The organism is Levilactobacillus sp. LN180102, from assembly GCF_050106635.1.
Taxonomy (GTDB): Bacteria; Bacillota; Bacilli; order Lactobacillales; family Lactobacillaceae; genus Levilactobacillus; species Levilactobacillus brevis.
Genome location: NZ_JBNIIX010000018.1, coordinates 1 through 25,544, shown reverse-complemented (window position 1 = coordinate 25,544; position 25,544 = coordinate 1). Strand labels below are relative to the sequence as shown.

At 46.4% G+C, this 25,544-nt stretch carries 26 protein-coding genes and 1 other annotated feature; of the genes, 21 read left to right on the top strand and 5 right to left on the bottom strand.

The annotated features are described in order from the left end of the window. The first annotated feature begins 24 nt into the window (after positions 1-24). Complete coding sequence (locus tag ACP4IT_RS10295) at positions 25-2,820, top strand: YhgE/Pip domain-containing protein (protein ID WP_156646648.1); 2,796 nt, start codon at positions 25-27, stop codon at positions 2,818-2,820. 139 nt (positions 2,821-2,959) lie between these two features. Here the strand turns inward: ACP4IT_RS10295 and ACP4IT_RS10290 are convergent, their stop codons facing one another. Then, complete coding sequence (locus tag ACP4IT_RS10290) at positions 2,960-3,874, bottom strand: metal ABC transporter solute-binding protein (RefSeq protein WP_024525652.1); 915 nt, start codon at positions 3,872-3,874, stop codon at positions 2,960-2,962. Between the two features lie 139 nt (positions 3,875-4,013). Then, positions 4,014-5,129, bottom strand: a complete 1,116-nt coding sequence (locus ACP4IT_RS10285) for an LCP family protein (protein ID WP_024525651.1) — start codon at positions 5,127-5,129, stop codon at positions 4,014-4,016. Between the two features lie 367 nt (positions 5,130-5,496). Here ACP4IT_RS10285 and ACP4IT_RS10280 point away from each other — a divergent pair, with 367 nt between their 5' ends. The 4 genes from ACP4IT_RS10280 to ACP4IT_RS10265 all read left to right on the top strand — a co-directional run bounded on the left by ACP4IT_RS10280 (position 5,497) and on the right by ACP4IT_RS10265 (position 9,684). Continuing rightward, positions 5,497-6,444, top strand: coding sequence for an AEC family transporter (locus ACP4IT_RS10280; protein ID WP_011667339.1), 948 nt, complete (start codon positions 5,497-5,499; stop codon positions 6,442-6,444). A 38-nt stretch (positions 6,445-6,482) separates the two neighbouring features. After that, positions 6,483-7,514 (top strand): DMT family transporter, encoded by a 1,032-nt coding sequence (locus ACP4IT_RS10275; protein ID WP_024855145.1) that lies wholly within the window; start codon positions 6,483-6,485, stop codon positions 7,512-7,514. Between the two features lie 138 nt (positions 7,515-7,652). Next, positions 7,653-8,324, top strand: a complete 672-nt coding sequence (locus tag ACP4IT_RS10270; RefSeq protein WP_011667341.1) for a 2,3-bisphosphoglycerate-dependent phosphoglycerate mutase — start codon at positions 7,653-7,655, stop codon at positions 8,322-8,324. Positions 8,325-8,451: 127 nt separating this feature from the next. Continuing rightward, entirely contained in the window at positions 8,452-9,684 is a 1,233-nt protein-coding gene (locus ACP4IT_RS10265) for a serine hydrolase domain-containing protein (protein WP_011667342.1), read from the top strand. A gap of 133 nt (positions 9,685-9,817) precedes the next feature. Here the strand turns inward: ACP4IT_RS10265 and ACP4IT_RS10260 are convergent, their stop codons facing one another. From ACP4IT_RS10260 to ACP4IT_RS10250, 3 genes are all read right to left on the bottom strand, one after another. Then, complete coding sequence (locus tag ACP4IT_RS10260) at positions 9,818-11,152, bottom strand: aminopeptidase C (protein ID WP_011667343.1); 1,335 nt, start codon at positions 11,150-11,152, stop codon at positions 9,818-9,820. Between the two features lie 419 nt (positions 11,153-11,571). Further along, positions 11,572-12,258: a ribose-5-phosphate isomerase RpiA gene (gene rpiA / locus ACP4IT_RS10255; protein WP_011667345.1), complete on the bottom strand. Its 687-nt coding sequence runs from the start codon at positions 12,256-12,258 to the stop codon at positions 11,572-11,574. A 7-nt stretch (positions 12,259-12,265) separates the two neighbouring features. Continuing rightward, the gene (locus ACP4IT_RS10250; protein WP_011667346.1) at positions 12,266-12,607 is read right to left on the bottom strand and encodes a hypothetical protein; all 342 of its coding nucleotides are present in this window, start codon (positions 12,605-12,607) and stop codon (positions 12,266-12,268) included. Positions 12,608-12,785: 178 nt separating this feature from the next. Here ACP4IT_RS10250 and ACP4IT_RS10245 point away from each other — a divergent pair, with 178 nt between their 5' ends. The 16 genes from ACP4IT_RS10245 (at position 12,786) to rplL (ending at position 25,400) form a co-directional block, all read left to right on the top strand. Then, positions 12,786-13,325 (top strand): dUTP diphosphatase, encoded by a 540-nt coding sequence (locus tag ACP4IT_RS10245; protein WP_011667347.1) that lies wholly within the window; start codon positions 12,786-12,788, stop codon positions 13,323-13,325. Positions 13,326-13,419: 94 nt separating this feature from the next. Beyond that, positions 13,420-14,796: a DNA repair protein RadA gene (radA, locus tag ACP4IT_RS10240; RefSeq protein ID WP_024855144.1), complete on the top strand. Its 1,377-nt coding sequence runs from the start codon at positions 13,420-13,422 to the stop codon at positions 14,794-14,796. Between the two features lie 35 nt (positions 14,797-14,831). After that, the gene (locus ACP4IT_RS10235; RefSeq protein ID WP_011667349.1) at positions 14,832-16,016 is read left to right on the top strand and encodes a PIN/TRAM domain-containing protein; all 1,185 of its coding nucleotides are present in this window, start codon (positions 14,832-14,834) and stop codon (positions 16,014-16,016) included. Between the two features lie 256 nt (positions 16,017-16,272). Beyond that, entirely contained in the window at positions 16,273-17,763 is a 1,491-nt protein-coding gene (gene gltX, locus ACP4IT_RS10230) for a glutamate--tRNA ligase (protein ID WP_011667350.1), read from the top strand. A 154-nt stretch (positions 17,764-17,917) separates the two neighbouring features. Further along, positions 17,918-19,330: a cysteine--tRNA ligase gene (gene cysS, locus ACP4IT_RS10225; RefSeq protein ID WP_011667351.1), complete on the top strand. Its 1,413-nt coding sequence runs from the start codon at positions 17,918-17,920 to the stop codon at positions 19,328-19,330. After that, entirely contained in the window at positions 19,330-19,737 is a 408-nt protein-coding gene (locus ACP4IT_RS10220) for a Mini-ribonuclease 3 (RefSeq protein WP_011667352.1), read from the top strand. Before cysS ends, ACP4IT_RS10220 begins: the two co-directional genes overlap by 1 nt. Next, positions 19,734-20,501, top strand: coding sequence for a 23S rRNA (guanosine(2251)-2'-O)-methyltransferase RlmB (gene rlmB, locus ACP4IT_RS10215; protein WP_011667353.1), 768 nt, complete (start codon positions 19,734-19,736; stop codon positions 20,499-20,501). The genes ACP4IT_RS10220 and rlmB overlap by 4 nt, the downstream gene beginning before the upstream one ends. Positions 20,502-20,529: 28 nt before the next feature. Continuing rightward, a complete protein-coding gene (locus tag ACP4IT_RS10210; protein WP_015473395.1) occupies positions 20,530-21,075 on the top strand; it encodes an NYN domain-containing protein in 546 nt (181 codons plus the stop codon). Positions 21,076-21,147: 72 nt separating this feature from the next. Continuing rightward, entirely contained in the window at positions 21,148-21,717 is a 570-nt protein-coding gene (locus ACP4IT_RS10205; RefSeq protein ID WP_011667354.1) for a sigma-70 family RNA polymerase sigma factor, read from the top strand. A gap of 74 nt (positions 21,718-21,791) precedes the next feature. Continuing rightward, the gene (gene rpmG / locus ACP4IT_RS10200; protein WP_011667355.1) at positions 21,792-21,941 is read left to right on the top strand and encodes a 50S ribosomal protein L33; all 150 of its coding nucleotides are present in this window, start codon (positions 21,792-21,794) and stop codon (positions 21,939-21,941) included. 43 nt (positions 21,942-21,984) lie between these two features. Next, on the top strand, positions 21,985-22,161 hold the full coding sequence (secE, locus tag ACP4IT_RS10195) for a preprotein translocase subunit SecE (RefSeq protein WP_011667356.1): 177 nt from the start codon (positions 21,985-21,987) through the stop codon (positions 22,159-22,161). A 124-nt stretch (positions 22,162-22,285) separates the two neighbouring features. After that, positions 22,286-22,834: a transcription termination/antitermination protein NusG gene (gene nusG, locus ACP4IT_RS10190; RefSeq protein WP_015473396.1), complete on the top strand. Its 549-nt coding sequence runs from the start codon at positions 22,286-22,288 to the stop codon at positions 22,832-22,834. 198 nt (positions 22,835-23,032) lie between these two features. Then, the gene (gene rplK / locus ACP4IT_RS10185; RefSeq protein WP_011667358.1) at positions 23,033-23,458 is read left to right on the top strand and encodes a 50S ribosomal protein L11; all 426 of its coding nucleotides are present in this window, start codon (positions 23,033-23,035) and stop codon (positions 23,456-23,458) included. A gap of 97 nt (positions 23,459-23,555) precedes the next feature. After that, positions 23,556-24,254, top strand: a complete 699-nt coding sequence (gene rplA / locus ACP4IT_RS10180) for a 50S ribosomal protein L1 (protein ID WP_011667359.1) — start codon at positions 23,556-23,558, stop codon at positions 24,252-24,254. A gap of 69 nt (positions 24,255-24,323) precedes the next feature. Next, positions 24,324-24,452: a sequence feature (ribosomal protein L10 leader region), on the top strand. 24 nt (positions 24,453-24,476) lie between these two features. Continuing rightward, positions 24,477-24,983 carry a 50S ribosomal protein L10 gene (gene rplJ / locus ACP4IT_RS10175; protein ID WP_011667360.1) on the top strand — a complete coding sequence of 169 codons (507 nt, stop codon included), beginning with the start codon at positions 24,477-24,479 and terminating at the stop codon, positions 24,981-24,983. Positions 24,984-25,031: 48 nt separating this feature from the next. Next, positions 25,032-25,400, top strand: a complete 369-nt coding sequence (gene rplL, locus ACP4IT_RS10170; RefSeq protein WP_011667361.1) for a 50S ribosomal protein L7/L12 — start codon at positions 25,032-25,034, stop codon at positions 25,398-25,400. Positions 25,401-25,544: the final 144 nt, after the last annotated feature.

The following is a 25,544-nucleotide window of genomic DNA, read 5'->3' as shown; positions in this document are numbered from 1 at the left end:
AGCATAAACAAGGGGGGAAGTGCGATGATTAAAGCAGAATGGCGGTATTTAAAACAGCATAAGCTACTAATGATTGTTTTATTTGTGATTATGTTGATCCCGTCGATATATGCAGTAACCTTTTTAAAGTCGATGTGGGACCCCTATGGGAAACTATCAGATCTGCCGGTGGCTGTGGTGAACCATGACCACGCTGTAGATTATCAGGGGCAACACCTGGCAGCCGGGCAGACGCTGGCAACCAATTTGCGACACTCTCATGGGATGGATTTCAAAATTGTTGGTGCCCAAAGTGCCGCTCGGGGCCTCAAGGCGGGAAAATACTATATGATTGTGACGATTCCACAAAACTTTTCGCACAACGCGACGACATTAATGACCAAACGGCCAAGTAAGATGGTATTACATTATGAAACGAGCGCCGGGCACAATTTTACTGCGGCTAAGATGACGGCAAGTGCCGCCAAGGCGGCCGCACAAAGCGTGGGTGAGCAGGTGACGAAGAGCTATGCACAAACGATGTTTACGTCAATCAAAAAGTTGGGAACGGGATTGACGACGGCAGCAAAGGGCAACCACCAGTTAGTACAGGGGAGCCGTCAACTGACGGTGGCGGATCAAAAGGTCGCCGATGGTTTAAAGACGTTAGCAGCTAGTTCTGTCAAATTAACTAATGGTGAACAGACACTTACCGAGCACCTGCAAACGTATGTTACTGGCGTCAACCAAGCTCAAGCGGGAAGTCAGCAACTAACAACGGGGTTGGACCAACTGTTACAGAAGTCTCAGCAATTAATTGTGGGCAGCCAAAGACTGGCAACGGGGAGTCAACGGGTCAGCAAAGGTGTGGACGCCTATACGCAGGGAGCAGACAACGTGAATATGGCTGCTGGTCAATTAGCCAGTGGGTCACAAACGATCAGTACTGGTGCCCAGGAGTACGTTGCTGGTGTGACGAATGCCAATGCTGGTGCCCAGACGTTAAGTCAGCAGTTAGTTACACTGAATCAAAAGACGACGCAGTTAAATACCAATTTGACCCAGGTGGCTGACCATAGTCAGTCGTTAAGTTCGGGTGTCGGACAATTGACGACCGGTAGCGCGGCACTGGCAGCGGGGTTGAAGAAGGTACAAACGACCCTTGGTGGCTCGGCCACGCAACAGGCGGCCTTAAAACAGGCGGTTAGTCGCTTGGCAGAGAGTACGACAACCCAAGCCGCAGTTAAGCAGGATGCAGAAAAGTTAGAGACGACCTTAACGACAATGACTAACGCTAAGACAACAGCTGAGTCGAGCTTGCACAGTCAACTAGCAGCGACTGCGGATAAGGCTGGATTAACGGCTAGTCAAAAGGCGGCAATGCTAAAGACGGCCGACACAGCCAGTAGCCAGAACGATCAATCCCTAAATGCGGTCCAACGCGCGGCCCAACAATTAAGCCAAGATCTGAGTGAACTGCCAGATAGTGCGAATGTTGCGGCGCTTTCAACTCAACTCACGACGGCCGCAAGTAAGCAGAATGAATTGGCGACGGCAATTGATACTTTGACGATTAATGCGGACACGCTCAGCCAGCATTTAGCGACAGCCAATTCGGGGTTATCAGCACTGAACACGGGGTTGCAAACATTGGCGTCTAAGTCCACTCAGTTAACTAGTGGTGTCAGTCAATTAGCTGATGGGGCAGGAACTTTGGCCGTTGGAACGCAAGCGTTGCACACTAAGGGGAATTCTCTAACAGCTGGGACGACAAAGCTGGCTTCAGGAAGTAGCCAGTTAGCGACGGGCACTCAACAGTTAACGGCTAAAAATCAGCAGTTAACTAGTGGGACAGCCCAAGTGACTTCGGGTTTGACGACGTTAGCGCAACAGACGCCAGCGTTAAAACAAGGGGTTACAAAGCTGGATACCGGGGCAACTAAGCTGACAAGTGGCTTAACGACCTTGGCGACTAATGGGCCAAGGTTAACGTCGGGGATGCAAACCATTCTTGCTGGTAATCAGCAGGCAACGGCTGGCACACGGAAACTAGCAACTGGGGCCGAGTCAGTGACGACTGGCACAGCCAAAGTACAAACGGGTAATCAAAAATTAGCTACCTCACTTAAAAAGGCGGGGGATCGTGCGACGGTACATCCGTCTCAGCTAACTTACCGGCAGTTTGCTAAACCAACGACCACTAGCCATACGGAGCGTGACGAAGCACCCAATAATGGCACGGGAATGGCACCATACATGGTGTCTGTCTCCCTCTTTGTGGGGGCTTTGGCCTTCAATATGATGTTTGATATGTATACGCCACGGAAATATCCGCGAAGTGTGGTGGCTTGGTGGACAGGTAAGGCATCAATTATGGGGGCATTTGTTCTAGGCGAAGCGATACTGATTATCAGCCTTTTGGAATTAATTGATGGTCTGGCACCCGTTCATGCATGGGCAACTTTCGTGATGATTTTGTGCACAGGAGCGGCCTTCATGGCAATTGTGTATTGGCTGAATTTGGTGTTAGGACGACCGGGGGCCTTTTTCGCCATGATCTTGATGGTGTTACAGTTGGGTGGCTCAGCCGGTACTTACCCAATTCAACTATCGAATGGCTTTTTTAACGCCATTCATCCCTGGTTGCCGATGACCTATTCTGTCAATGGATTACGGGAGACGCTGATGATTGGAAATACAGCGCTTCCTGAGATGGGCATGTTGTTGGGGGTTACGGTGGCCTTTTCTGGATTGGCAGTTTTGTTTTATGCACGACGTCATGGTCGGATATCGGCGATGGATTTTACGGATAAGGTGCCGGGTACGCAGACTAAATCCTAATTTAAGGGACCAGTAGACTGAATGGCACGGAAATAATTTGCAATAGTAAATAGGGTTTCCAAGAAGTTACCTAGCTCTTGGAAACCCTATTTATGGTATTAACCGATGTGGCAATAAGTCAGCGAGGCTTTTCGCTAGGTTAGTGTGCCGCTTCTTGCTGAATCTTGGCAAGCTGGCGGTATTGAGATTGCATCCAACTCAAGTAGGTCTTACCTTTAGGTAGTGTTTCAGTAACGTTTAGGACGGGGACGTGATGTTGCTTGGCTAATTTGACCATGGTTGCGACAGTTTTGTCACTAGCTTGGGAGTTGTTTACGAAAAAGGCAATTCGGTGATTGATGATATCTTGGCGCATAGCTTTGATGGATTTAGGCGAAGGATCGGTGCCATTTTCAACGGCCATTTCAAAGCTAGAATTATTACGCCGATAGCCGAGGGCCGTTAAGGCGTAGTCAAAAACAGGTTCGCTAACGTCAACTCGTTGTTGATGGCTTCGCTGCTTGAGCGTCTTTATCTGTTGCTGTAAGGGGGCTAGGTGGCGAATATAAGCGGCAGCGTTTTTTTGATAAACCTGTTTGTACTTGGGGGCCTGTTTACCGAACTGAGTGGCAAGGGCATTAGCTAGGGCCGCCATTGTCTGTGGATCATACCAGAGATGCTCGTTGTCCCCAACTTTTTTCTTCATAACATCTTCACCGACACGCAAATTGGTGACGCCCTTACGTCCAGAGCTCTTCACGAGCTTTTGCATCCAGGCATCATAACCGATGCCGTTGGAAAGAACCACATTGGCCGTGGTGACGGCCTGTGCGTCTTTGGGGGTGGGGTCAAAGTCATGCGGATCGATGCTAGGACTCTTAATGATTGTCGTGACAGTACCGTGATCCCCGAGGACGGCTTGTGCCACTTCACCATAAAAGTCGAGACTGGCAACGACGTGGATTGGCTTTGCCTGACTAGTGGTAGCTTTCTTTTGGGACGAACAAGCGGCTAAGGTGCCACCGAGTGTGAACAAAACGATTAACAAGGATAGCTTTTTCCAAAAAGATGACATGATTTCTCTCCTCAATCTAAATAGTAATTATTACTATTTAAATATTATAGAAAAATTGTCAAATTGGCAAGGGGAATTTTTAATTTCGTGTAAATAAAAACCAACCATTCGCAAAGAAATGGTTGGTTTTTATAGTTTATTAGTAGCCGTAACCACTGTTATCACTGCTACCGTATGCGGTAGAACCAGTCGTGTCAGTATCGGCATCCGTTGTAAATTTAGTCGTATTGGCTAATTCCAATGTTTTACGAATATGATTGGACACTTTTTTAAGCTCGCTAGTTGTTGGGACTTGGTAAGATAAGCCATCAATCATGGCATCTTGTCCTTGTAGTGTTTCTGACTTGATATGATGAGAAGCGTCCCCATATTTAGCCCGAATCTGCATCAGATCATCGAAGGTCAAATCAGTCTTCAAGTTACCATTGAGTGATTTGAGGATGGTTTGATAGCGTGTAATTGATGATAAGCCAGCGGCCTTAACGACCATTTTCTGAAGGACCTGCCGTTGTCGCTTTTGCCGGCCATAATCACCTAACGGATCTTCGTGGCGCATCCGGGAGTAGGCGAGGGCTTGCTTGCCATTCAAGTGAATCTTCTTACCCTTGGTAACATTAGCGGCACCATAATGGAAAGTCAGTGGTGGTGTAACATCGACACCACCAACAGCATCTACCATTTTTTCCAAGCCACCCATATTCACGATGGCATAAAAGTCGATGGGAATATCTAGCAGATTCTCAACGGTCTTTACAGCCGTTTTCGAACCGCCAATGGTGTAAGCCGCATTAATCTTTTGAACCGAAGCGTTGACACCAGAGCCAACCGTTACCCGTGTGTCCCGAGGGATACTAGTGAGATAGGCCGTTTCCTTTGTCGGATTGATGGTGGCAACCATCAAGGTGTCGGTTCGGCCGACATCAGAACGTCCTAAGGCCCCCGTATCAGTCCCCATTAACAGAATCGAGAAGGGTTTATTCTTCTTTAAGACCGCTGAGACATTACGACTTTTAGCTGCGTTAGAAGATTCATAGGTTTGACTGAACGTTTTTTTGGCCGAGTTCCATGCTTGATACCCGTAAGCTAGGCCCCCGCCTAGCAATACGAGTAGGGCAATTACGATAGTCCACATCACGGGGCGATGGGGATGTACCTGTGGTGCTTTATAGTGAGAGTTACGGTCGGCACGGCTGCTATAGACCTGTTCGAAATCTTCCGGTCGATGTTGCCGTCTTGTTTCGTTATCATTTGGCATAGTTATTTCCTCATCCTCATCAAAATCTTTACCCATTATAAATCGGAACGGGGCCTTATAAGGTAAAAAGGCCCGTTGACTTTACCAGATCTTAAAATTCCCCTGGAATTAATCTGTAGACTCAATTAATTTATTAGACCATAAAAACGGCGATTCGTAAACGTTCGGACCGGATAAATTCGTGAAAAACTGGGCCAATTAGTCCAAATTTCAAAAAATCTTAGTCATTGTCAAGGTAAGGGTAAGGCTGATAAATGTGGAATTGTAACCGGTTGCGTCAAGGATAGATAGCAGGGGCGTGCTATAATTAAAAGCGTTGCTTAAGAAACTCTAATTTTTTTACAATCTTTAACAGGGAGGTCCCGGAATGGCCGTCTTTATTCGTAGTGTTTCCGGTGTTTTAATTATCTTAGTGATGATTGGCCTCGGGTACGTTCTATCGCGGCGAGGGTGGTTTGATGAACAAGCCCCTAAGCTGATCGCACGGTTGGTTACCCAAATTGCGTTGCCGGCTTACATGATTAGTACGATTACAGCGAAATTCTCGGCAGAGACCTTGAAAAGGACTTTACCGGATCTCCGTTTTCCAGTGGTGTCGATGCTAATTATGTTTGGTCTGTCGATCCTAGCCTTTCATATTTTCCGAATTCATCCCAATCGGCGGGGGTTATTTGAGTCCATGTTTTTGAATTCAAATACGGTTTTTGTGGGTCTACCCGTCAATCAAGCCTTATTTGGTGAAAAAAGTTTGCCATTTGTATTGGTCTATTATATGGCCAATACCACGTTTTTCTGGACACTGGGTGTGTACCTGATTCAACGCGATGGGCAAGCTGGGTCAAAATTTGACCTTAAGCAGACTTTAGGTAAAATCTTTTCGCCACCATTATTAGGTTTTATGGTGGGGGTCTTGCTGGTCTTATTAAATATTCAATTACCTAATTGGATTATGCAGGACTTTCAATACGTCGGAGGACTGACCATTCCCTTATCGATGATCTTTATTGGCACGGCGATTGCCGGGGCCGGGTTGCAAAACGTTCGGTTAGACCGTGATAGCTTGGGGATTTTACTAGGTCGGTTCATTATTGCGCCGGTGTTAATGGCCTTGTTGGTATTGCCAACTGGTATGCCAATATTAATGAAACAAGTCTTTATTTTACAGGCAGCGATGCCCGTCATGACGAATGCCCCGGTCGTGGCTAAGTTGTACCACGCTGACGCTGATTATGCCGCCATTATGGTAACCGAAACGACCCTCCTAAGTTTAGTGGTGATTCCGATTCTCATGGTCATTGTGCAGCACGTGGCTTAAGTTACGGGGTGTCTTTTAAGGAGGAACGAGTTCTAGTTTTGAGAAAAACACTGTTATACATCGCGTTTTCAACGTTAATGTTTAGTTCGATGGAAATTGCTTTGAAGTCGGCGGGTGGGGCCTTTAATCCCATCCAATTGAACCTGATTCGGTTCTTTATTGGTGGGGTAGTCCTCTTGCCAATCGCGTTACGGGCACTACATAAGCAACATCACCGTTTGACCAAGTCCGATTGGGGCTTGTTTTTTCTAACGGGGTTCGTGTGTGTCATTATTAGTATGACCCTTTATCAACTGGCAATTTCTGTTGACGAGGCCTCAACGGTAGCTGTTTTATTCAGCTGTAACCCAGTCTTTGCTTTAATCTTCTCTTACCTGATCTTGCATGAACGACTCGGCCGTGCAAACTTGATAGCCGTGATTGTTTCAATCGTTGGGCTAGTGGTGATTGTTAATCCCGCACATTTGACGAATCCAGTCGGACTGATTTTGGCAATTGGCTCAGCGTTAACTTTTGGGTTGTATAGCATCGTTTCACGATGGGGATCTGTACGGCACCAGTTTAATGGCATTATTATGACCTGTTTCACATTCTTTGCGGGGGCCTTGGAGCTCTTGGTGGTGATGTTAGTTACGCATATTCCAGTTGTTGCCGGTGGCATGCGACAAGTTGGCTGGTTACACCAGTTTGCGGCACTGCCAATATTGCAAAATGTCAGTTTGCAATATTTCTGGATTTTGTTCTTTATCGGTGTTTGTGTGACCGGTGGTGGTTTCGCCTTTTACTTTTTGGCAATGGAACGCTCCGACGTGTCGACAGCGTCACTGGTGTTCTTCATCAAGCCGGGGTTGGCGCCCATCTTAGCAGCCGTTTTAATTCATGAGAAGATCTTGACCAATACCATTGTTGGAATTGTCATTATCCTAATTGGGTCCGTGATTACCTTTATGGGTAACCGGGTTAAGGCTCGTGAATCGGCTCTGGCTGAGGAAGATGCTCGTGAATTTCAAGAAGCGGATGATGAGGTTCCAGCGAAATTGGCGGCACATTCAGAGTCACCAATTGATTAACACAATAAGGCTGAACGGGGGCGAACTGCCAGCCGTTCAGTTTTTTATGAGTAGAATTACGCGTGAAAGTTTACACAAGTTGTAGATGGCTATGTTATGATTAGCGGTGAGAATTGAGATAGAAAGGAAGCGTGATTAATGGCAACACTGGTCATATTACGGCATGGAGAGAGTGTCGCCAATCGCGACAATATTTTTACCGGATGGAGCGATGTCCCCTTGACTGATCGGGGACGAGAACAAGCTCAAGCGGCGGGACAGTTAGTTGCACAGACCGGGATTCAGTTTTCAGCGTTGCATACGTCAATGCTCCAACGTGCAATCGTGACGTCACATATTGTGCTGGCTGCGATTGATCAGCTGTATATTCCAGAGTATAAGTCTTGGCGGCTGAATGAACGGCATTATGGCGCCTTGCGAGGAAAAAATAAGGCCGCCGTCCAACAGCAGGTAGGTGAACAGCAGGTTAAGATTTGGCGACGAAGCTTTTCCGCCGTTCCCCCACTGTTAGATCATGTGAGTCAAGATCGACGCTACGATGCATTTGGATCGCACGTTGAGCCCCGGGGCGAAAGCTTAGAAATGGCGTATCACCGCTTAATGCCGTATTGGGAAGACCAAGTGGCCCCCCGATTACTCGATGGTCAAAACCAACTCATTGTGGCCCACGGGAGTACGTTACGAGCGTTGATTAAGTATCTTGATCGGGTGGCGGATGCCGATATTAGCCAGGTAGAAGTGGCTAATGGCGAACCGATTCGTTATGAATTTGATTCGCGGCTTAATGTATTGGACAAACAAGTACTTTAAATTGTTTAAAGAAATAATAAGTTCGGCTAGTCGGCGAAAATAATCAGGTGATCTGATTGTTTTTGGCCGGCTTTTTCGTATAATCAGGTTAAAGGTTAGATTGACTCTAATTGGGGGATTGAGGAAATTGAATAAACGAAACTTACGCCATTGGGCGGTTTTGCTTGCTGTCATCGTGGGGATTGGCGGCGTGGTGTTGGGGATGCACCAAATCGATCAACAAGACAAGCAGGAAGTTGCGGCGACTAATCATCGGCATGCGCGGCAAACCCATGCGGTGATTGCTAAAGCGGCGGCGATTAGTCGGCAACAGCGCAATCATCAGAAAACGGCGTTTGATAAAGCTAACTCTGGTAAGTCGGCCCCGAAGTTCAGTGCACACTTGCGGCAAGAACTGAAGAATCGCAAGTTCGTGGGCACAGCTTTAGTGGTTAAAAAGGGTCATGTGGTGTATCAACAGGCGTTTGGGATGGCTAATGCCCAACACCATAAGAAAAATACGGTTCGATCACAATTTATGATCAATTCTGTTCAAAAGTCGATGACGGGGATGCTGGTGATGAAGGCTGCTCAGACTGGTCAATTGCAATTGACCGATAAGTTAAGTCAATATTACCCATCAATTTCTGGGAGCCAGCGAGTTACTATTCGGCAAATGCTGAATATGGAAGCCGGAATTGTTGGCCAGCTGCGGCCTGCTACAACCTTGACTGAAAACGAAGTGTACAAGTATGCCAGTCAAAATGCCAAAGTGGATGCAAAAAAGATTGGGAAATTTGACTACCAACCGATTTGTTATGCGCTACTAGCGGGGATCTTGCATCAAGTTACCCATGATTCTTACTACGAGTTATTTTATCAGCAACTGGTGACACCACTGAATTTGAACCACACGAGTTTTGCCCAACTTCGGACGACAACTAAGGGGATGACGGTGGGATATGCGGGTGCCGTTCCGCGAGACTACAGTCAGCCACATAAACCAGCGGCGGCTAACTTAGCAAGCCAGTTAGCGACGGGAAATGCGACCATGAGTGCGGGGGATGTCTTCCGCGCAGAGCGGGCGATCATTTCAGGTAGCTTGCTCACCACCAAGGCAGGCGCGGATGTGCTTCATGAACGTCAGCAATCGATTCACTATGCCGGTGGCATGTATCATTTGGATAATCAGCGTGGTTATTACGGCCATGGCATGGGTGATGATTATGAGAGTACCTTTGTGATGAGTCATGATGGTCAGACTGGGGTAGTATTCCTATCGAATAATTTTGAGAAGAAAACAATGTATCCGGAATGGTCAACAGAAAAATTGGCGATGGCGACCTTTGATCATATTATGAAACCAATGAAATTGAAATAACCAGGTGTCAGCGGTGAACGTGTGCCGCTGACTTTTTTATTGACGTATTGGTACACGTATAGGTGCGCGATACTATCGTGACAATATAAAAAACGCCCGAGAAAAATTCTCGGACGTTTTTTCGAGTAGCCAATTAAGCTAAAGCACCCATTGGGTCCCATGGTGCTAGGACAGTTGGTTCTTCAGTTTCTTGGGTGGTCTTCAAGTCAGCTGGCAAGAATTGTTTGTTAACCACAACTTGGTAACAATACTTGTCTAACCAAGCATCACTCATGACGAAGTAACCCTTAGTTCCGACCTTTTCACCCCAAGAGTTTTCAACCTTCCACTTGGTTGGTTGACCATCGACTAAGTCAACGCCAGTTAAGACCATGGCATGGGTCATCAGGCTTTCGCCGTAGTCCAACTTTTCAGCTTTAGTCATGGAGAAGTCAACGTTAAAGAGGGCATCTTTATCGTAGTACTTAGTGTCCATGATTCCTTTTTGCCGTTCGGATTCTTGACCAACATCACAACCGAACCAAACAGATTGGCCAGCTTGGAGTTGCTTGATGGCTAATTGCTTAAAGTCTTCGATGGAGACGTTCAAGTGCTTAACCGCGCGTCCGCCAACGACGTTACCCAACATTTCCACCGTGTAGGTGTGATTGTATGGCTTGTCAGCTGTTGGGGCGTTAATAATGGAAACGTAATCGTTGAGATCCCAACCGACGTACTTATCGAAGAAGGTCTTAGGTGTCAGACCTTTATCAATGTGGTAGTTTTTATCGTCATCACGATATTCGAAATCAAATTCGCTTACGGGTTCGCCCAACGTAAAGGCTAAGATCCGGTAGTCTTCTTGAAGCATCTTGTCTTTAGCAGCTGCGATTTCATCGTCGCTCGCTTTGTCGGCAACCAATTGACGTAGGATAGTGGCATCCTTACGTAGCTTTAAGTTCAGCGTGCTGTTGAGCTCGTTAGACTTGGAACTGTTGTAAGTTTCGGGCATCACAGACTTAGGGACGATTCCGTACTTTTCAATGATGGCACAGAGCATATCCCATTGACCACCATCTTGTTGTGGGGTCGTCATGAGAAAGGCCACTTTACGGCTAGACGTTGGTTGATCTGCCGTTGCCAAAACATTTTCGTAGAAATAGTTGGCCTTTTCAAACTTATCCCAGAAGTACGTGTAGTTCTGGGATAGTTCAAAGTCGCTTAACTTAAAGAGATCAGCTAAATGATGCCGCATGGTATTTAATGCAGCAAACATCCAGCAACGACCACTTTGCTTTTGGTTGGCCACTTTACCCGTGTCCAAGTCGATGGAAAATACTGGGCTCATGTCGGCTTCAGAAGCATAGTCGGCTGCTGTGGCTAAGATTCCTTGATGCGTCACGGCACGTTCGATCACCTTGGCACTAGCATCGCTGGCTAAGGCTTGTTGATAACGAGCGGTTTGATCCGCTGTGATTTCTTTACTCACTATCTTCACTCTCCTAACTATTCTCTCATTGTACGCCAATCTTCTCATTTTTTGTATAGCTTTAGAGAAGTTGGCGAAGATTCGCTAGTAAATCACGGTAGTATAGGGGATAATTGACAGAAATGACTTCTAAAAATGAGCGGTTATGTGGGTCATTGGTTCGGGGACAGACGGTAGCTTCTCATTATTGAATGGGGGTGGGAAAGTGGTTAATTTAGGCGATTCAATTTACTACCTGGTCTGTTTTGTGGTGCTCTTTGCCTTAATTGGCGGGATCGTTTTTGGGATTTATTGGGTGATTCGGCATTTTAAATGATACTGGACAGGGGCGTTAACCTGGTCCGGTGAGTCGTTAGCTAAAAAAAGCCCATTTGACGGCGAGAAACCGGCAAATGGGCAATCAGTTATTAACTATTTAATTAGTCGCGAGCATTCAAAACTTCGGGACCGTCCTGCCGACCAACGATGACGGTGTTGACCGTGTCTAAGAACAGACCGTGTTCAACAACACCCACAATGCCATTGAGTGTATTCGCTAAGTCGTGGGGGTGATCAATCCGGCCGAGGTGTAAGTCAATGATGTAGTTTTTGGAATCGGTCAAGACATGTTCACCAGTATCTGTCATCCGGAAGCTGGGGTTGAAGCCCATCTTGTTTAGCTTTTCTAGAACGTGGCTGGAACCAAATGGAATCACTTCTAAGGGGAGTGGGAAGGCACCTAAATGGTGGACCATTTTGCTTTCGTCAACGATCCACATGTTTTTAGTGGAGTTGATAGCGACAATTTTTTCCCAGAGATGCGCGGCACCGCCACCCTTGATTCCTTGGAAGTTGTCATCAATTTCATCGGCCCCGTCGATGGTTAAATCGAGGTGATCGACTTCGTCAAGTTCCTTGATGGTAATCCCAAGGGATTCAGCTTGCTTGGCAGAACGGTCTGACGTGGCAACACCGATGATGTGTAGGCCTTCATTTTTAACCCGTTCCCCAAGGGCATCAATCATGTAACGGACGGTTGAGCCAGTCCCGATACCTAAGATCATGCCATCTTCAACGTATTTAACTGCTTCTTGACCAACGAGGGCCTTTAATGCGTTTTGATCCATTAGTAAATTACTCCTCTTCTACGTGTTCTAAGTGTAAAGCGACTGGTTGAATTGCCGCCTCACCGGTCACTGGCAACTGATTGGCTGCCAATAATTGTGGTGCTGGATGCTGGACGAAGTACCGTTTGGCATAGGGGTCCAACACATTGACTGTGACGTTAGCGGCCGTTGCAAGCTTAGTAAAACGATTTATCAGTTGCTCAGCTAGTTCAGCCGCAGGTTGGTTGGGGCGCACAAATAATTGTTCCAAAACCCAACGTGAATCGCTTAACGGTAGATAGTGTAAGCGCGCCAACAGCTGTTCATCAACCGTGATACTCAGTTGACCAGGTTGTTCCGTGATTGTCATACGGGCACTCCTTTCATGACCAGTCTTACTCTTTGATTCTGGTCTATCAGGCGACACTTGTCAACTCCTTTTATGGATGGAAAAAACTTCTTAAGAGCGAAGAATTTTACTGGTAATCTACGGGCAGGTTGCTTATTCTGGTAACAGAACGAAAAAGATTAAGGGAGTGCTGTTAACCATGCAACGAGGATTTGAAATTGTGAGTAAGTACGCGGATCAGGGATTAACACTGCCTTACCGAACGACTAAACAATCGGCGGGTTATGATTTTGAGTGTGCCACTGATTTTACCTTACCGTCCATTTGGCGACATGATGTGTTGCATGCCTTTAAGCAATTACGTCACCGTGAGGCGTTGACAACTGATGAACTGACGGCGGGGCAGCATGATTTAAAACCATACCTGGTCCCAACGGGGATTAAGGCCTACATGCAGCCGGGGGAAGTCTTGATTTTAGCCAATCGATCGAGCAATCCATTGAAGCATCAATTAGTATTGCCCAACGGTGTCGGCGTGATTGACGCAGATTATTATAATAACGAGAAAAACGAGGGTGAAATTTTTGTGCAACTCCTGAATTTTGGCCTCCGCGATGTTGTCATCAAGAAAGGCCAGCGAATCGCGCAAGGTATTTTCATGCCATATTTACGGGTCGATGATGAACAGGCACCGCAACAGGAACGTATCGGTGGCTTTGGCTCATCTGATCGGACTTAATTGATTCGTAAATTCCCTGATAGACTAGTGGGGATTTATCGGTTAGATATGCTAAAATATACACAGTAGACCAATTTGAAAAAGAGGGATGAATGTGGCGAAACCAAGAACAACGTATGTGTGTCAAAATTGTGATTATAGCTCACCCCGTTATTTGGGGCGTTGTCCCAATTGTGGTGAGTGGAACACGATGGTGGAAGAAGTCGTCACACCGGCTGCCGCCAAGCCACAATCAACCCGGACCACTGCTTCTGGAGAACGGTCACACCCCCAACTCATGAGTGAGATTAAACACTCAACGGAAAGCCGAACGAAGACGCAAATGGAAGAACTGAACCGAGTGCTGGGTGGGGGGATTGTGCCGGGATCTTTGATCCTAATCGGTGGTGATCCTGGAATTGGAAAATCAACCCTCTTGCTTCAAGTATCGGGGCAACTCAGCCAAACAGGCGGTAAAGTGTTGTATGTTTCTGGAGAAGAAAGTGCGTCACAGATTAAAATGCGGGCGGATCGGTTAGTCGTCAATAGCGACCACTTGTATCTTTATCCAGAAACTGATATGGCCAGTATTCGCGCGAACATTGAACAGATGAAACCTGATTACGTGGTCATTGATTCCGTTCAGACCATGCAGGCGCCGGGAATCGAGTCGGCGATTGGCTCGGTCTCACAAATTCGTGCGGTCACGGGTGAGCTGATGCAAATTGCCAAAACCAATGGCATCACTATTTTTGTGGTGGGGCATGTGACGAAGGGCGGCGCAATTGCTGGTCCTAAGATTCTGGAACACATGGTGGATACGGTTCTTTACTTTGAAGGTGACCTCCATCATACGTACCGAATTCTCCGAGCGGTCAAGAACCGATTTGGGTCAACGAATGAATTGGGTATCTTTGAAATGCGTGAAGGTGGCTTGTATGAAGTTGCTAATCCGTCAGAAATTTTCTTGGAAGAACGATTGAAGGACGCAACCGGCTCGGCCATTGTGGTATCAATGGAAGGTACGCGGCCAATTTTGGTAGAAGTTCAGGCGTTAATTACACCATCGGTCTTTGGTAATGCGCAACGCACATCCAGCGGCTTGGATCGTAATCGGGTGTCGTTGTTGATGGCTGTGCTAGAAAAACGGGCCAATCTAATGCTCCAAAATCAAGATGCATTCTTAAAAGCCGCGGGAGGCGTTAAGTTAGATGAACCGGCGATTGACTTGGCGATCGCCCTGTCAATTGTCTCAAGTTATCGTGATACCGCTACGCAACCCACGGATTGTTTTGTCGGTGAAGTTGGCCTGACTGGTGAAATCCGTCGGGTTAATCGAATTGAACAACGGGTTGCGGAAGCGAAAAAGCTGGGCTTTAAGCGGATCTTCATTCCCAAGAATAACCTTCAAGGGTGGACGCCCGATCCCGGAATTGATGTGGTCGGCGTGTCAACGTTACGACAAACGTTAAAACTGGCTTTGGACGTGTAAGGCCAAAGTAACTTTGAAGGGAGGTGAATGTAAACATGCATAAGAAGACAGTTATTTTGATTATTTTCGCTATCTTAGGTGGCGTGATGGGTGCCGCATATTTCACCCGGGCTTGGTTAGTGATGGGCATTACCAGCCGATTGGTCAACAACATCATTGTTAATATCTTGCTTGGTGCTATTATTTTCCTTATTTTGGGATCGCTTTTTGCGGGTGTGCTGGTTCGATTGATCAATCGAATCGAAGCGTACCTGAATCGACAGAACCCGATGACGTTGATCTTCGGTAGCTTGCTAACGATTGTTGGTCTAGCCCTCGCCTTATTGATTTCACAATTCTTGTTCCGAGTACCGTCATTTTTCATCGGCACGGTTATTCCGTGGATTTTGATGATTTTATTTGGGTACTTTGGTTACCGGATTGGGGCGCGGCTGAGCAAGATTCGACTTGAAGAATGGCGTAAGCTGTTCCAGTCGCGAAGCAAGAAAGCTGAAGAAGAGACCGATAAGCAGGTCTTGGATAAGGAAACGGAACCAAACTTCCATCACTATAAGATTTTGGATACCAATATCCTGATTGACGGTCGGATTTATGATCTGGCTAAGACGGGATTTCTAGAAGGAACCTTACTAGTCCCCAACTTCGTGCTCTATGAATTACAGTACATTGCAGATTCTAGCGACTCAGTCAAACGGGTCCGGGGTCGACGCGGATTGGACATTTTAAACAAGTTGCAAAATGAACATATTATGCCCATCGAGATGTATGAGGGGGACTTCGAAGATATTCCAGAAGTTGATAGCAAACTGATCGCACTGGCCAAGCAAAATGGTGGTGTGATTGTGACTAACGATTACAATCTCAATAAAGTGATCCAGTTCCAAAATGTTCAGGTCTTGAATATTAATTCTTTGGCTAATGCGTTGAAGCCCCGAGTGATTCCGGGAGAAAACCTGCACGTGATGGTTGTAAAGAATGGGACTGAACGACAACAAGGGGTTGCTTATCTTGATGATGGAACGATGGTTGTCGTGGAAGATGGCCGTTACTTTATCAATAAGCAGTTAGACGTTGTGGTGACGAGTGCTATTCAAACGGATGCGGGTCGAATGATTTTTGCCAAACCATTGCATTCTAACAAGAATATTGAAGAACAGGCCAACGCTGGCAAAGAAGGTAAAGGAAGTAATTCCGCAAAGCCAACTAAGCGGTCTCGGTAGAATGGAGGTCTCACGGCAATGGCCGTGGGGCTTTTATTTTGAAAATTTTAGCATGGGGCCCTTTCGGCTTCATGTGAGTTCTATGGGCGTTTAGGATAAGATCAGTCTGGACCGCCTTTCAAGAATTTCTGAAAGCCATTTAGGTGCCATACCTTTATTTTTCAGGCCAGTCATTGTACACTTAACTTAAACCGTCATAATTTTATGACGGTACAGCTTTAACGCTATGAAAAAAACTAGAAAGAGGCGTAACGGTTTGGCGAAAAATTCAATTCGGGTTCGGTATGCTCCGAGCCCAACCGGTCATTTGCACATTGGTAATGCCCGGACGGCCATTTTTAATTATTTATTTGCCCGTCACAATAAGGGTAAGTTCATCATCCGGATCGAGGATACGGATACGAAACGCAATATCGAAGACGGTGAACGGAGCCAATTGGAAAACTTAAAGTGGCTCGGTTTGGATTGGGATGAGGGTCCTGATGTTGGTGGTGACTATGGTCCTTACCGGCAGTCTGAACGTCGCGATATTTATACGCCATTGATTCAACAATTGTTGGACGAAGGCAAGGCTTATGAATCTTACCGGACGGAAGAAGAACTTCAAGCCGACCGGGAAGCCCAAAAGGCGCGCAAGGAAATGCCCCATTACGAGTATGAATATGCCGGGATGTCGGAAGAAGAAAAGCAAGCTGCCATTGACGAAGCAAAGGCTAAGGGCTTAAAGCCAGTTATTCGATTCCGCGTTCCTAAGGATGAAGTCTTTGCCTGGGACGATATGGTTAAGGGTCACGTGTCCTTTAATTCGGATACCATTGGTGGTGACTTTGTCATTGCTAAACGTGATGGTATGCCAACTTATAACTTTGCCGTAGTTGTGGACGATCACAAGATGGCCATCAGTCATGTTTTCCGGGGCGACGATCACGTTGCCAACACGCCTAAGCAATTGATGATTTATCAAGCGTTTGGTTGGGAAGCACCAAAGTTTGGTCACATGAGTCTGATTATTAGCAAGGACACCGGTAAGAAGTTGTCTAAGCGGGATGAATCTGTTCTCCAATTCATCGAACAGTATCGTAGCTTGGGTTACTTGCCAGAAGCGATGTTTAACTTCATCTTGTTGTTAGGTTGGTCACCAGTTGGTGAAGAGGAAATCTTCAACAAGAAACAATTTATCAAGATGTACGATGAAACGCGTCTGAGCTCGTCACCAGCCACTTTTGACAGTGACAAGTTGGAATGGTTAAACAACCGTTACGTTAAGGATGCCGATGACAGTACCATTATGGATCTGGCTTTGAAGCAATTGATTAAGGCTGGGAACATGCCTGCTAATCCAGATGCCAAGACCATCGAATGGGCCCGCCAATTAATCAATCTGTACAAGCGTCAAATGAGCTACATGGCCCAGATCAATGACATGGCTTCGGTCTTCTTTGAAGAACCAGAGCAGGTGTCCGGTGAGGCGTTTGATGAAATCAATAACGACACCGCACCAGTTGTCTTAAAAGAATTTGCTGCTCAGATCGAAGCGTTGGATCTCTTTGATTCCGTGGAAATTTTCAAGGTAATCAAGTCAGTTCAAGCTAAGACGGGCATCAAAGGTCGTCAGTTGTGGATGCCAATTCGGATTGCTGTGACGCACGAAATGCACGGTCCAGAATTACCAGAATCAATCGAGTTAGTTGGGCGGGAGACTGCCCTAGAACACATTCACCAAACGCTGGCCCAATTAAAAGGCTAATATTTGGTAAAGAAGCCGTGTGAGGGCTAGTTAGCCTTCATTCGGCTTCTTTGTTTTTGGTCGGATTATGCTACAATGGAGCTAATACTTTGTCAGTTGACCAATGACTTAACCAAAATGATTGTAAACTATGTGACACGAGAGGAGCTTCGGGATGCTGAAAGTTTTTAATACGATGACGCGTCAAAAGGAAACATTTGAACCGATTACCCCCGGAGTGGTCAACATGTACGTGTGTGGCCCGACGGTGTATAACTATATTCACATTGGAAATGCGCGAAGTGCCATTGCCTTTGATACCATTCGCCGCTACTTTGAGTACCGCGGCTATCAGGTGAAGTATGTCTCAAACTTCACGGATGTTGATGACAAGATGATTAATGAAGCCAACAAAGAGGGCATTACGGTTCCTGAATTAGGTGATCGATTTATCGCGGCCTTTAAAGAAGATACCGCCGCGTTGAATATTGAACCAGCAACCGTGAACCCCCGCGCAACTGAGCATATTAATGAAATTATTGAATTTGTCCAAGACCTGATTGATAAGGATTATGCTTATCCGGTTGATGGGGACGTTTACTACCGAGCCCACAAGTTCAGTCATTATGGGGAATTGGCCCATTTGAACTTGGATGATCTCGAAGAAGGGGCTTCTCAGCACACCAACGACGAAGAAACTGCCCGCAAAGAAGATCCCGTCGATTTTGCCCTGTGGAAGGGCGCAAAGCCGGGTGAAATTTCATGGCCATCTCCTTGGGGCGCTGGCCGTCCAGGTTGGCACATCGAATGTTCCGTCATGTCGACGCACTATTTGGGCGAAACGTTTGATATTCATGGCGGCGGTGAGGACTTGATTTTCCCACATCACCAAAACGAAATTGCGCAAAGCGAAGCCAAAACAGGGAAAACCTTTGTTCATTACTGGTTGCATAATGGTTTTGTGACGATCGGTGATGACAATGAAAAGATGAGTAAGTCACTTGGTAACTTTGTGACGGTTCACGATATTTTGAAGACGGTGGATCCGCAAACGTTGCGTTTCTTTATGTCGACAACACAGTACCGGCGGCCAATCCAATATACCCAGCAGAATTTGGATACAGCAGAACGGAACCTGGAACGATTGCAGACGGCCTACGATAACATGGGCTATCGACTGAAGGACGCTGAGGCTGGTAATGATCCTAAGGTGGAACAAGAAACGCGGCAAATTGTCGCCGATTATATTGATGCGATGGATGATGACTTTAACGTGCAAAATGGGATTGCTAAAGTCCATGAATTAGCACGATTAGGGAATGTTTATGCTGAACGGCCAGTGGTGTTTGCCGGGACACTGGACTTTATTCGTCAAACGCTGAGTGATTTGTTAAGCGTCTTTGGCATTAAATTTGCCGCTGCAGCCACCCTAGATGATGACCGCATTCAAGCCCTCATTGATGAGCGCTTGGCCGCTCGGAAATCACGGGACTTCTTGCGAAGTGATGAGATTCGTGAGCAATTGAAGAGTCAAGGAATTATTTTGGAAGACACGCCCCAAGGGACGCGTTGGCGAAAGGAAAATTAATGAGTGAAGTAGATTATCGACAACTAAACGGGGTCGCATTGGCCTATATGGGGGATGCGGCTTATGAAGTCATCATTCGTCGGCATTTAATTGCCGAGGGATTGGCTAAACCGAACCACCTCCAAAAAACAGCAACTCACTATGTTTCGGCAAAGGCGCAAGCAGCCTTGATTAACTTAATGGAACAAGACGAGGTGTTAAGTGAAGCCGAGTGGACGATGTTCAAACGTGGGCGGAATGCCAAGAGCTACACGCATGCTAAGAATACAGACGTGGTCACTTATCGGATTTCAACTGGATTTGAAGCGTTGATGGGATATCTGGCGTTGAGTGACCAGCAAAAACGGGTTGCCGAACTGGGTCAGTGGTGCATTGAACAAGTAGAAGCGGGGCGGACTGAAAAATGAAACCAGTTGAGAATAATGAAGAAAATAATGATTTTGTCATCGGTCGGCATCCGGCAGTAGCAGCACTACGGAGTCAGCAGACCATCAACAAAGTCTTCTTGCAAAGTGGGCTCAAGGCAGAAGCACTGGATGAAATTCGTCAATTGGCTAAGAAACGGCATTTAGTCATTTCCGAAGTACCCAAGCAGAAACTAGATTTGTTAACGGATCATCAGAACCACCAAGGTGTGGCCTTAGGCGTATCGGCGTTTGCTTATGCGACAATTGATGATCTCTTTGACCGTGCGGCTGCGGCCGGTGAAGCCCCATTCTTCTTGGTTTTAGACGGGGTAGAAGATCCACATAATTTAGGATCGATTCTCCGGACAGCTGATGCCAGTGGTGTTCATGGCATTATTATTCCTAAGCGACGAGCGGTAGGATTGACGTCGGTGGTGGCTAAGACTTCGACTGGGGCGATTGAACGGGTCCCCGTTGCGCGCGTGACCAACTTGGTCAATACCGTTCGTGAATTAAAGGATCGTGGTGTCTGGGTCTTTGGTACCGATATGGCAGGGACTGATTATCGTGATTGGGATGCTAAGGGCGCTAGTGCGCTGATTATTGGCAATGAAGGTAAGGGGATTTCACGATTGCTCAAGGAAACCGTCGACCAAATGTTGACGATTCCCATGGTGGGGGAAGTTCAAAGCCTTAATGCCAGTGTTGCTGCTGGCTTGCTGATGTATCAGGGATTTAGCTCTCGGCATCCAGTCCAGCATTAATTGCGGCAGTGAGTGAGGGAGAACGTCAATGAAAGAAGACATTTTAATTGTGGATGCCTATAACATGATTGGCAACTGGCCCAAGCTCAATCGGTTAAAGTTAACGGACCGGTTACCGGAGGCCCGTGATGAGCTGCTGAACATGTTGGCAAATTACAAGAAGTTGCGAGATACCAGTATCACAGTGGTATTTGATGCCATGTATGTTCCGGGCATTTCCAAGAGCTATCGTCAGTTCGATCTCGAAGTGGTGTGGACTAACCGGGACGAAACGGCTGACAGTTATATCGAGCGACTGGCCAAGGAACGCCAAACACGGTTTACTCAAGTGACGGTTGCAACTAGTGACCAGGCTGAACAGTGGACGATCTTCTCTGAAGGTGCGTTGCGGATTCCGGCTGGAGAGCTGTTACGTGACATTGAACGGGCCCAAAATGAGGTTAAACAAACAGCTCGTGAGTTTGCCGATCGGGGACTTGTCCGTAAATCACCGTGGAATGATCAGCAACTGTATAAGTTAGAAAAACTGCGGGATCAAATGATGGCGCGGCCACCCAAAAAGAAAAAAGATTAAAACACGTGTTCTCTGGGGACACGCCCAGTCTTCCTTTAGACTAGAGTTACTAGCTAAAGGAGGACTTTTTCTTTGACTGAATTAACGGACCGCACATTAATTTGCCAACTGCAGCAATCGATGGATTCTTCGGGATTAGCAACCTTATTTGACCGCTATCGGCCAGTCTTATATCGTTTACAGCAGACTTACTATATTCCGGGATTTGAACAAGATGATTGGATTCAAGAAGCCCGGTTAGTTTTGTATACCGCCGTTCAGAAATTCCAGTTGGAGCGGACAACCAGTTTTGGGGCCTTCTATCGGCTAAATCTAACGCACCGAATTTTTGACCTTATTCGGCAGACACAAGCTCTGAAGCGGCAGATGAATCATACAGCGGTTTCTATTGAAGCCCAGTCGAGTTATTTTGCGGATACGTTACCTGATTTTCGATGGGCCTTGCGGGAGCAATTAGAAGTAAAAGAGGCCATTTGGCAATTGCTGCCACGATTGTCGGTAGTAGAACGAACGGTTTTTGTGGGCATTCTTCGTGGGGACTCTTTAGAATTGATTAGTCAACATCAGGCACTAACGTACAAGCAGGCCCGTTCGGCTGCCCAGCGAAGTCAAGCTAAGTTACGCCGACTCCTCGCCGAATGATTGACGTCACGAGCAAACGATGGTAAGCTACTACGGTATGAGTTAAAGTGGATTTGATCAAAGGTGGTGGCAAGATGGCTCAACGAAAGATCGCTCTGGCTTGTTCAGTTTGCGGGTCGCGGAATTACACCATCACTGCGAGTGCGACGCGCACGAAACGTCTAGAGGTTATGAAATTCTGTAAATTTTGTGGTAAGCACACATTACATCGAGAAACCCGTTAAATTGACTATTCACGACAAACATTAATTTTAGGGAGGCAACACCATGCATTTAATCCGTTTCTTCAAATCAGTCGGTGCCGAAATGAAGCAAGTTTCTTGGCCCGGTGTTAAGCAGACACGGCACGATACTGGAACAGTGGTTGGGATTTCCATTCTGTTCTCCATTTTCTTTGCGGTTGTGGACTGGATCGTGCAATTTGGCTTAAAGTTCCTTTCCTAATGGAATTGTCGGTAGTCAAATAACACTAAATATGCTATATTAATTGGTAACAGGGAACTTCGTGGATTGCGGAGTTTTTTTATTTTGCTCGAAAAGTCAATAAAGCTAAAGGAGTGCACCAAACATGGTTGAGTCAGCTGAAAAGCAATGGTACGTGCTGCATACTTACGCAGGGTACGAAAATAAGGTAATGGCAAACTTGGAGTCACGGGCCGAATCAATGGGAATGCAAGACAACATTTTCCGCGTGGTTGTCCCCGAAGAAGAGGAACACGAAGTTAAGAATGGTAAGGATAAGGTCACGATGGAAAAGACCTTCCCGGGCTACGTCTTAGTGGAAATGGTCATGAGTGATCAATCTTGGTATATCGTGCGGAACACACCGGGTGTCACTGGATTCTTAGGGTCCCATGGTCAAGGTAGTAAGCCAACGCCACTGTTGCCTGATGAAGTAGAACGGATTTTGCGTCGTGTTGGTATTTCTGCGCGCCATGCTGAACTGGATGTTGCACCTGGCGATTCAGTAACGATCGTCGATGGTGCCTTCAGTGGCTTAGTTGGTAAGATTACTGAAGTTGACAACGAAAAGATGAAGCTGAAGGTTAATATCGACATGTTTGGTCGAGAAACCAGTACCGAATTAAACTTCGATCAAGTTGATCCAATCGTTTAAAACTAAGCAGTGGCTTAACAGTTTCAAACAAGTTCCTGGATAATGCCGACGTTGGTTGGTGTTGATTTAGAAAAGAACTTGTGACAGTAGGTAAAGTGTGGTATGATTCTCAGGTATGCGTGACGCATATTGTTAACGTGGGAGGAGCAAACTAACAGCTCCACTTACCACATCACGGACTCAAGGAGGTATTGTCTCGTGGCTAAAAAAGTAGCTAATGTCGTTAAATTACAGATTCCCGCGGGTAAAGCAACACCAGCTCCCCCAGTTGGACCAGCATTGGGCCAAGCAGGGATCAACATCATGGGCTTCACTAAGGAATTCAACGCTCGTACCGCTGACCAAGCTGGTATGATTATTCCTGTTGTGATTAGTGTCTATGAAGATCGTTCCTTTGATTTCATCACCAAGACTCCTCCAGCAGCAACGCTGTTGAAGAAGGCTGCTGGTGTTGAACATGGTTCCGGCGAACCTAACACGAACAAGGTTGCAACTGTAACCAAGGATCAAGTTAAGCAAATCGCTGAAACGAAAATGCAAGATCTAAACGCAGCTGACGTTGAAGCAGCTATGCGCATGATTGAAGGTACTGCCCGGAGCATGGGCTTCACGGTCGAAGGTTAAGCTCAGTTTCGGATAGTCGGACACTTCACGAAAATGAAATGTGTCAAGTGGGAGGTTTATCCGTTACAACCACATTTGCAAGGAGGAATACACAAAAATGGCTCACAAACGAGGTAAAAAGTATCAAGACGCTGCCAAGCAGGTCGAGGCTGACAAGGTCTACGGCATGGGCGACGCCATTGATTTAGTAAAGAAGATTGATTTCGCTAAGTTTGATGCGACGGTTGAAGTTGCTTTCAAGCTTAACGTTGACACGAAGCAAGCGGACCAACAACTCCGTGGCGCATTAGTATTACCAAATGGTACCGGTAAGGAAACCACGGTAATCGTATTCGCTAAGGGTGACCAAGCTAAGGCTGCTGAAGCAGCTGGTGCTGACGTTGTTGGCGAACAAGACTTAGTAGAACGCATCCAAGACGGCTGGTTGGACTTTGACGTTGCAATTGCAACGCCAGATATGATGGCCCAAGTTGGTCGTTTGGGTCGGGTCTTAGGACCTAAGGGCTTAATGCCTAACCCTAAGACGGGTACGGTTACCATGAACGTGGAAAAGGCCGTTTCCGATGCTAAGAATGGTCAAGTTACTTACCGGACTGACCGGGATGGTAACGTGGCTGTACCATTTGGTAAGGTTTCTTTTGATGCTGACAAGCTTGCCGGCAACTTAAAGAGCATTGCTGAAACGATTGTTCGTATTCGTCCTGCTGCTGTACGTGGCACTTACGTTCAACACGTTTCAATTTCTTCAACGTTTGGCCCTAGCGTCGACGTTGACTTGGCTTCTTTATTAGCCTAAGTTAAAGCGTGAAATAAAAAAATCCCTAACATACCGTTGACACTCAATGTTCGGTGATGTATTCTTATTAAGTTATGAATTGATCTACCTAAGACTCAGGTGACCAAATTGGTCTTAATCACCGCCTGCCGAGGCAGAAGTTTACTTAAACTTTTGACTCCTTATGTCTTGGTGGCATAGGGATTTTTTTATCCCACCAAACTATTCTGGGAGGTGAACAATGTGAGTGAAAAAGCTATTGCAGTTAAAGCACAACACGTCGAAGACGTCGTTGAAAAGTTTAACAATGCAACCAGTGCAATCGTTGTTGATTACCGTGGGTTAACGGTGGAACAAGTAACCGACCTACGTAAGCAATTGCGTGAAGCAGGCGTTCAAATGAACGTCATCAAGAACAAGATCTTGACTCGGGCTGCTGAAAAGGCGGGTTACGGCGATTTGAATGATGTATTCGCTGGCCCAACGGCCGTTGCTTTCTCTAACGAGGATCCAATTGCCCCAGCTAAGGTTTTGAAGAAGTTTGCTGATAGCGTAGATGCTCTTGAAATCAAGGGTGGTTACATCGAAGGAAACATCGTTTCAATCGATGAAATCAACGTATACGCTACCTTGCCTAGTCGTGAAGAATTACTCGCTACTTTGGCAAGTCAACTTCAAGCACCCGTTCGGAACGTGGCCTACGCAATCAAGGCTATCGTGGACAAGGGCGACGAAGGCGACGCAGCTTAAAGTTTCGTTACGTAACATCAAAAAAACAATTATTGGAGGAAATCTATCATGGCTTTTGATAAAGACACGATCATCGCTTCTCTTAAAGAAGCATCAATTACTGACCTTAGCGACTTAGTTAAGGCAATCGAAGACGAATTTGGCGTTTCAGCTGCTGCTCCTGTAGCCGCAGCCGGTGCTGCTGGTGGCGACGCTGCTGGTGCCAAGGACTCATTCGACGTTGAAATGACTGAATCTGGTGATGCTAAGGTTAAGGCCATCAAGGCTGTCCGTGAAATCACTGGTCTTGGTTTGAAGGACGCTAAGGGTCTTGTTGACAACGTACCATCTGTCATCAAGGAAGGCGTTTCTGAAGACGAAGCTAACGACATCAAGGAAAAGCTTGAAGCCGTTGGTGCCGTGGTTACTTTGAAGTAATCATCTTCACTTACGAAATAATGGCTCTTTGTCAACGGGTGTTGATGGAGGGTTTATGTGGAACTTCGTTCACTTGCGAACGGGGTTCCTTTTCTTTACTCTGATTTTAAATTCAATTTGAATACGAAAAACAAAGTTTTTCCA

What these genes read in the sequence shown, in the direction of transcription:
- ACP4IT_RS10295 (WP_156646648.1), top strand. Translation starts at nt 25, where the DNA reads ATGATTAAAGCAGAATGGCGGTATTTAAAACAGCATAAGCTACTAATG.
- ACP4IT_RS10290 (WP_024525652.1), bottom strand. Translation starts at nt 3,874, where the DNA reads ATGTCATCTTTTTGGAAAAAGCTATCCTTGTTAATCGTTTTGTTCACA.
- ACP4IT_RS10285 (WP_024525651.1), bottom strand. Translation starts at nt 5,129, where the DNA reads ATGCCAAATGATAACGAAACAAGACGGCAACATCGACCGGAAGATTTC.
- ACP4IT_RS10280 (WP_011667339.1), top strand. Translation starts at nt 5,497, where the DNA reads ATGGCCGTCTTTATTCGTAGTGTTTCCGGTGTTTTAATTATCTTAGTG.
- ACP4IT_RS10270 (WP_011667341.1), top strand. Translation starts at nt 7,653, where the DNA reads ATGGCAACACTGGTCATATTACGGCATGGAGAGAGTGTCGCCAATCGC.
- rpiA (WP_011667345.1), bottom strand. Translation starts at nt 12,258, where the DNA reads ATGGATCAAAACGCATTAAAGGCCCTCGTTGGTCAAGAAGCAGTTAAA.
- ACP4IT_RS10250 (WP_011667346.1), bottom strand. Translation starts at nt 12,607, where the DNA reads ATGACAATCACGGAACAACCTGGTCAACTGAGTATCACGGTTGATGAA.
- ACP4IT_RS10245 (WP_011667347.1), top strand. Translation starts at nt 12,786, where the DNA reads ATGCAACGAGGATTTGAAATTGTGAGTAAGTACGCGGATCAGGGATTA.
- ACP4IT_RS10235 (WP_011667349.1), top strand. Translation starts at nt 14,832, where the DNA reads ATGCATAAGAAGACAGTTATTTTGATTATTTTCGCTATCTTAGGTGGC.
- cysS (WP_011667351.1), top strand. Translation starts at nt 17,918, where the DNA reads ATGCTGAAAGTTTTTAATACGATGACGCGTCAAAAGGAAACATTTGAA.
- ACP4IT_RS10220 (WP_011667352.1), top strand. Translation starts at nt 19,330, where the DNA reads ATGAGTGAAGTAGATTATCGACAACTAAACGGGGTCGCATTGGCCTAT.
- rlmB (WP_011667353.1), top strand. Translation starts at nt 19,734, where the DNA reads ATGAAACCAGTTGAGAATAATGAAGAAAATAATGATTTTGTCATCGGT.
- ACP4IT_RS10210 (WP_015473395.1), top strand. Translation starts at nt 20,530, where the DNA reads ATGAAAGAAGACATTTTAATTGTGGATGCCTATAACATGATTGGCAAC.
- rpmG (WP_011667355.1), top strand. Translation starts at nt 21,792, where the DNA reads ATGGCTCAACGAAAGATCGCTCTGGCTTGTTCAGTTTGCGGGTCGCGG.
- secE (WP_011667356.1), top strand. Translation starts at nt 21,985, where the DNA reads ATGCATTTAATCCGTTTCTTCAAATCAGTCGGTGCCGAAATGAAGCAA.
- nusG (WP_015473396.1), top strand. Translation starts at nt 22,286, where the DNA reads ATGGTTGAGTCAGCTGAAAAGCAATGGTACGTGCTGCATACTTACGCA.
- rplA (WP_011667359.1), top strand. Translation starts at nt 23,556, where the DNA reads ATGGCTCACAAACGAGGTAAAAAGTATCAAGACGCTGCCAAGCAGGTC.
- rplL (WP_011667361.1), top strand. Translation starts at nt 25,032, where the DNA reads ATGGCTTTTGATAAAGACACGATCATCGCTTCTCTTAAAGAAGCATCA.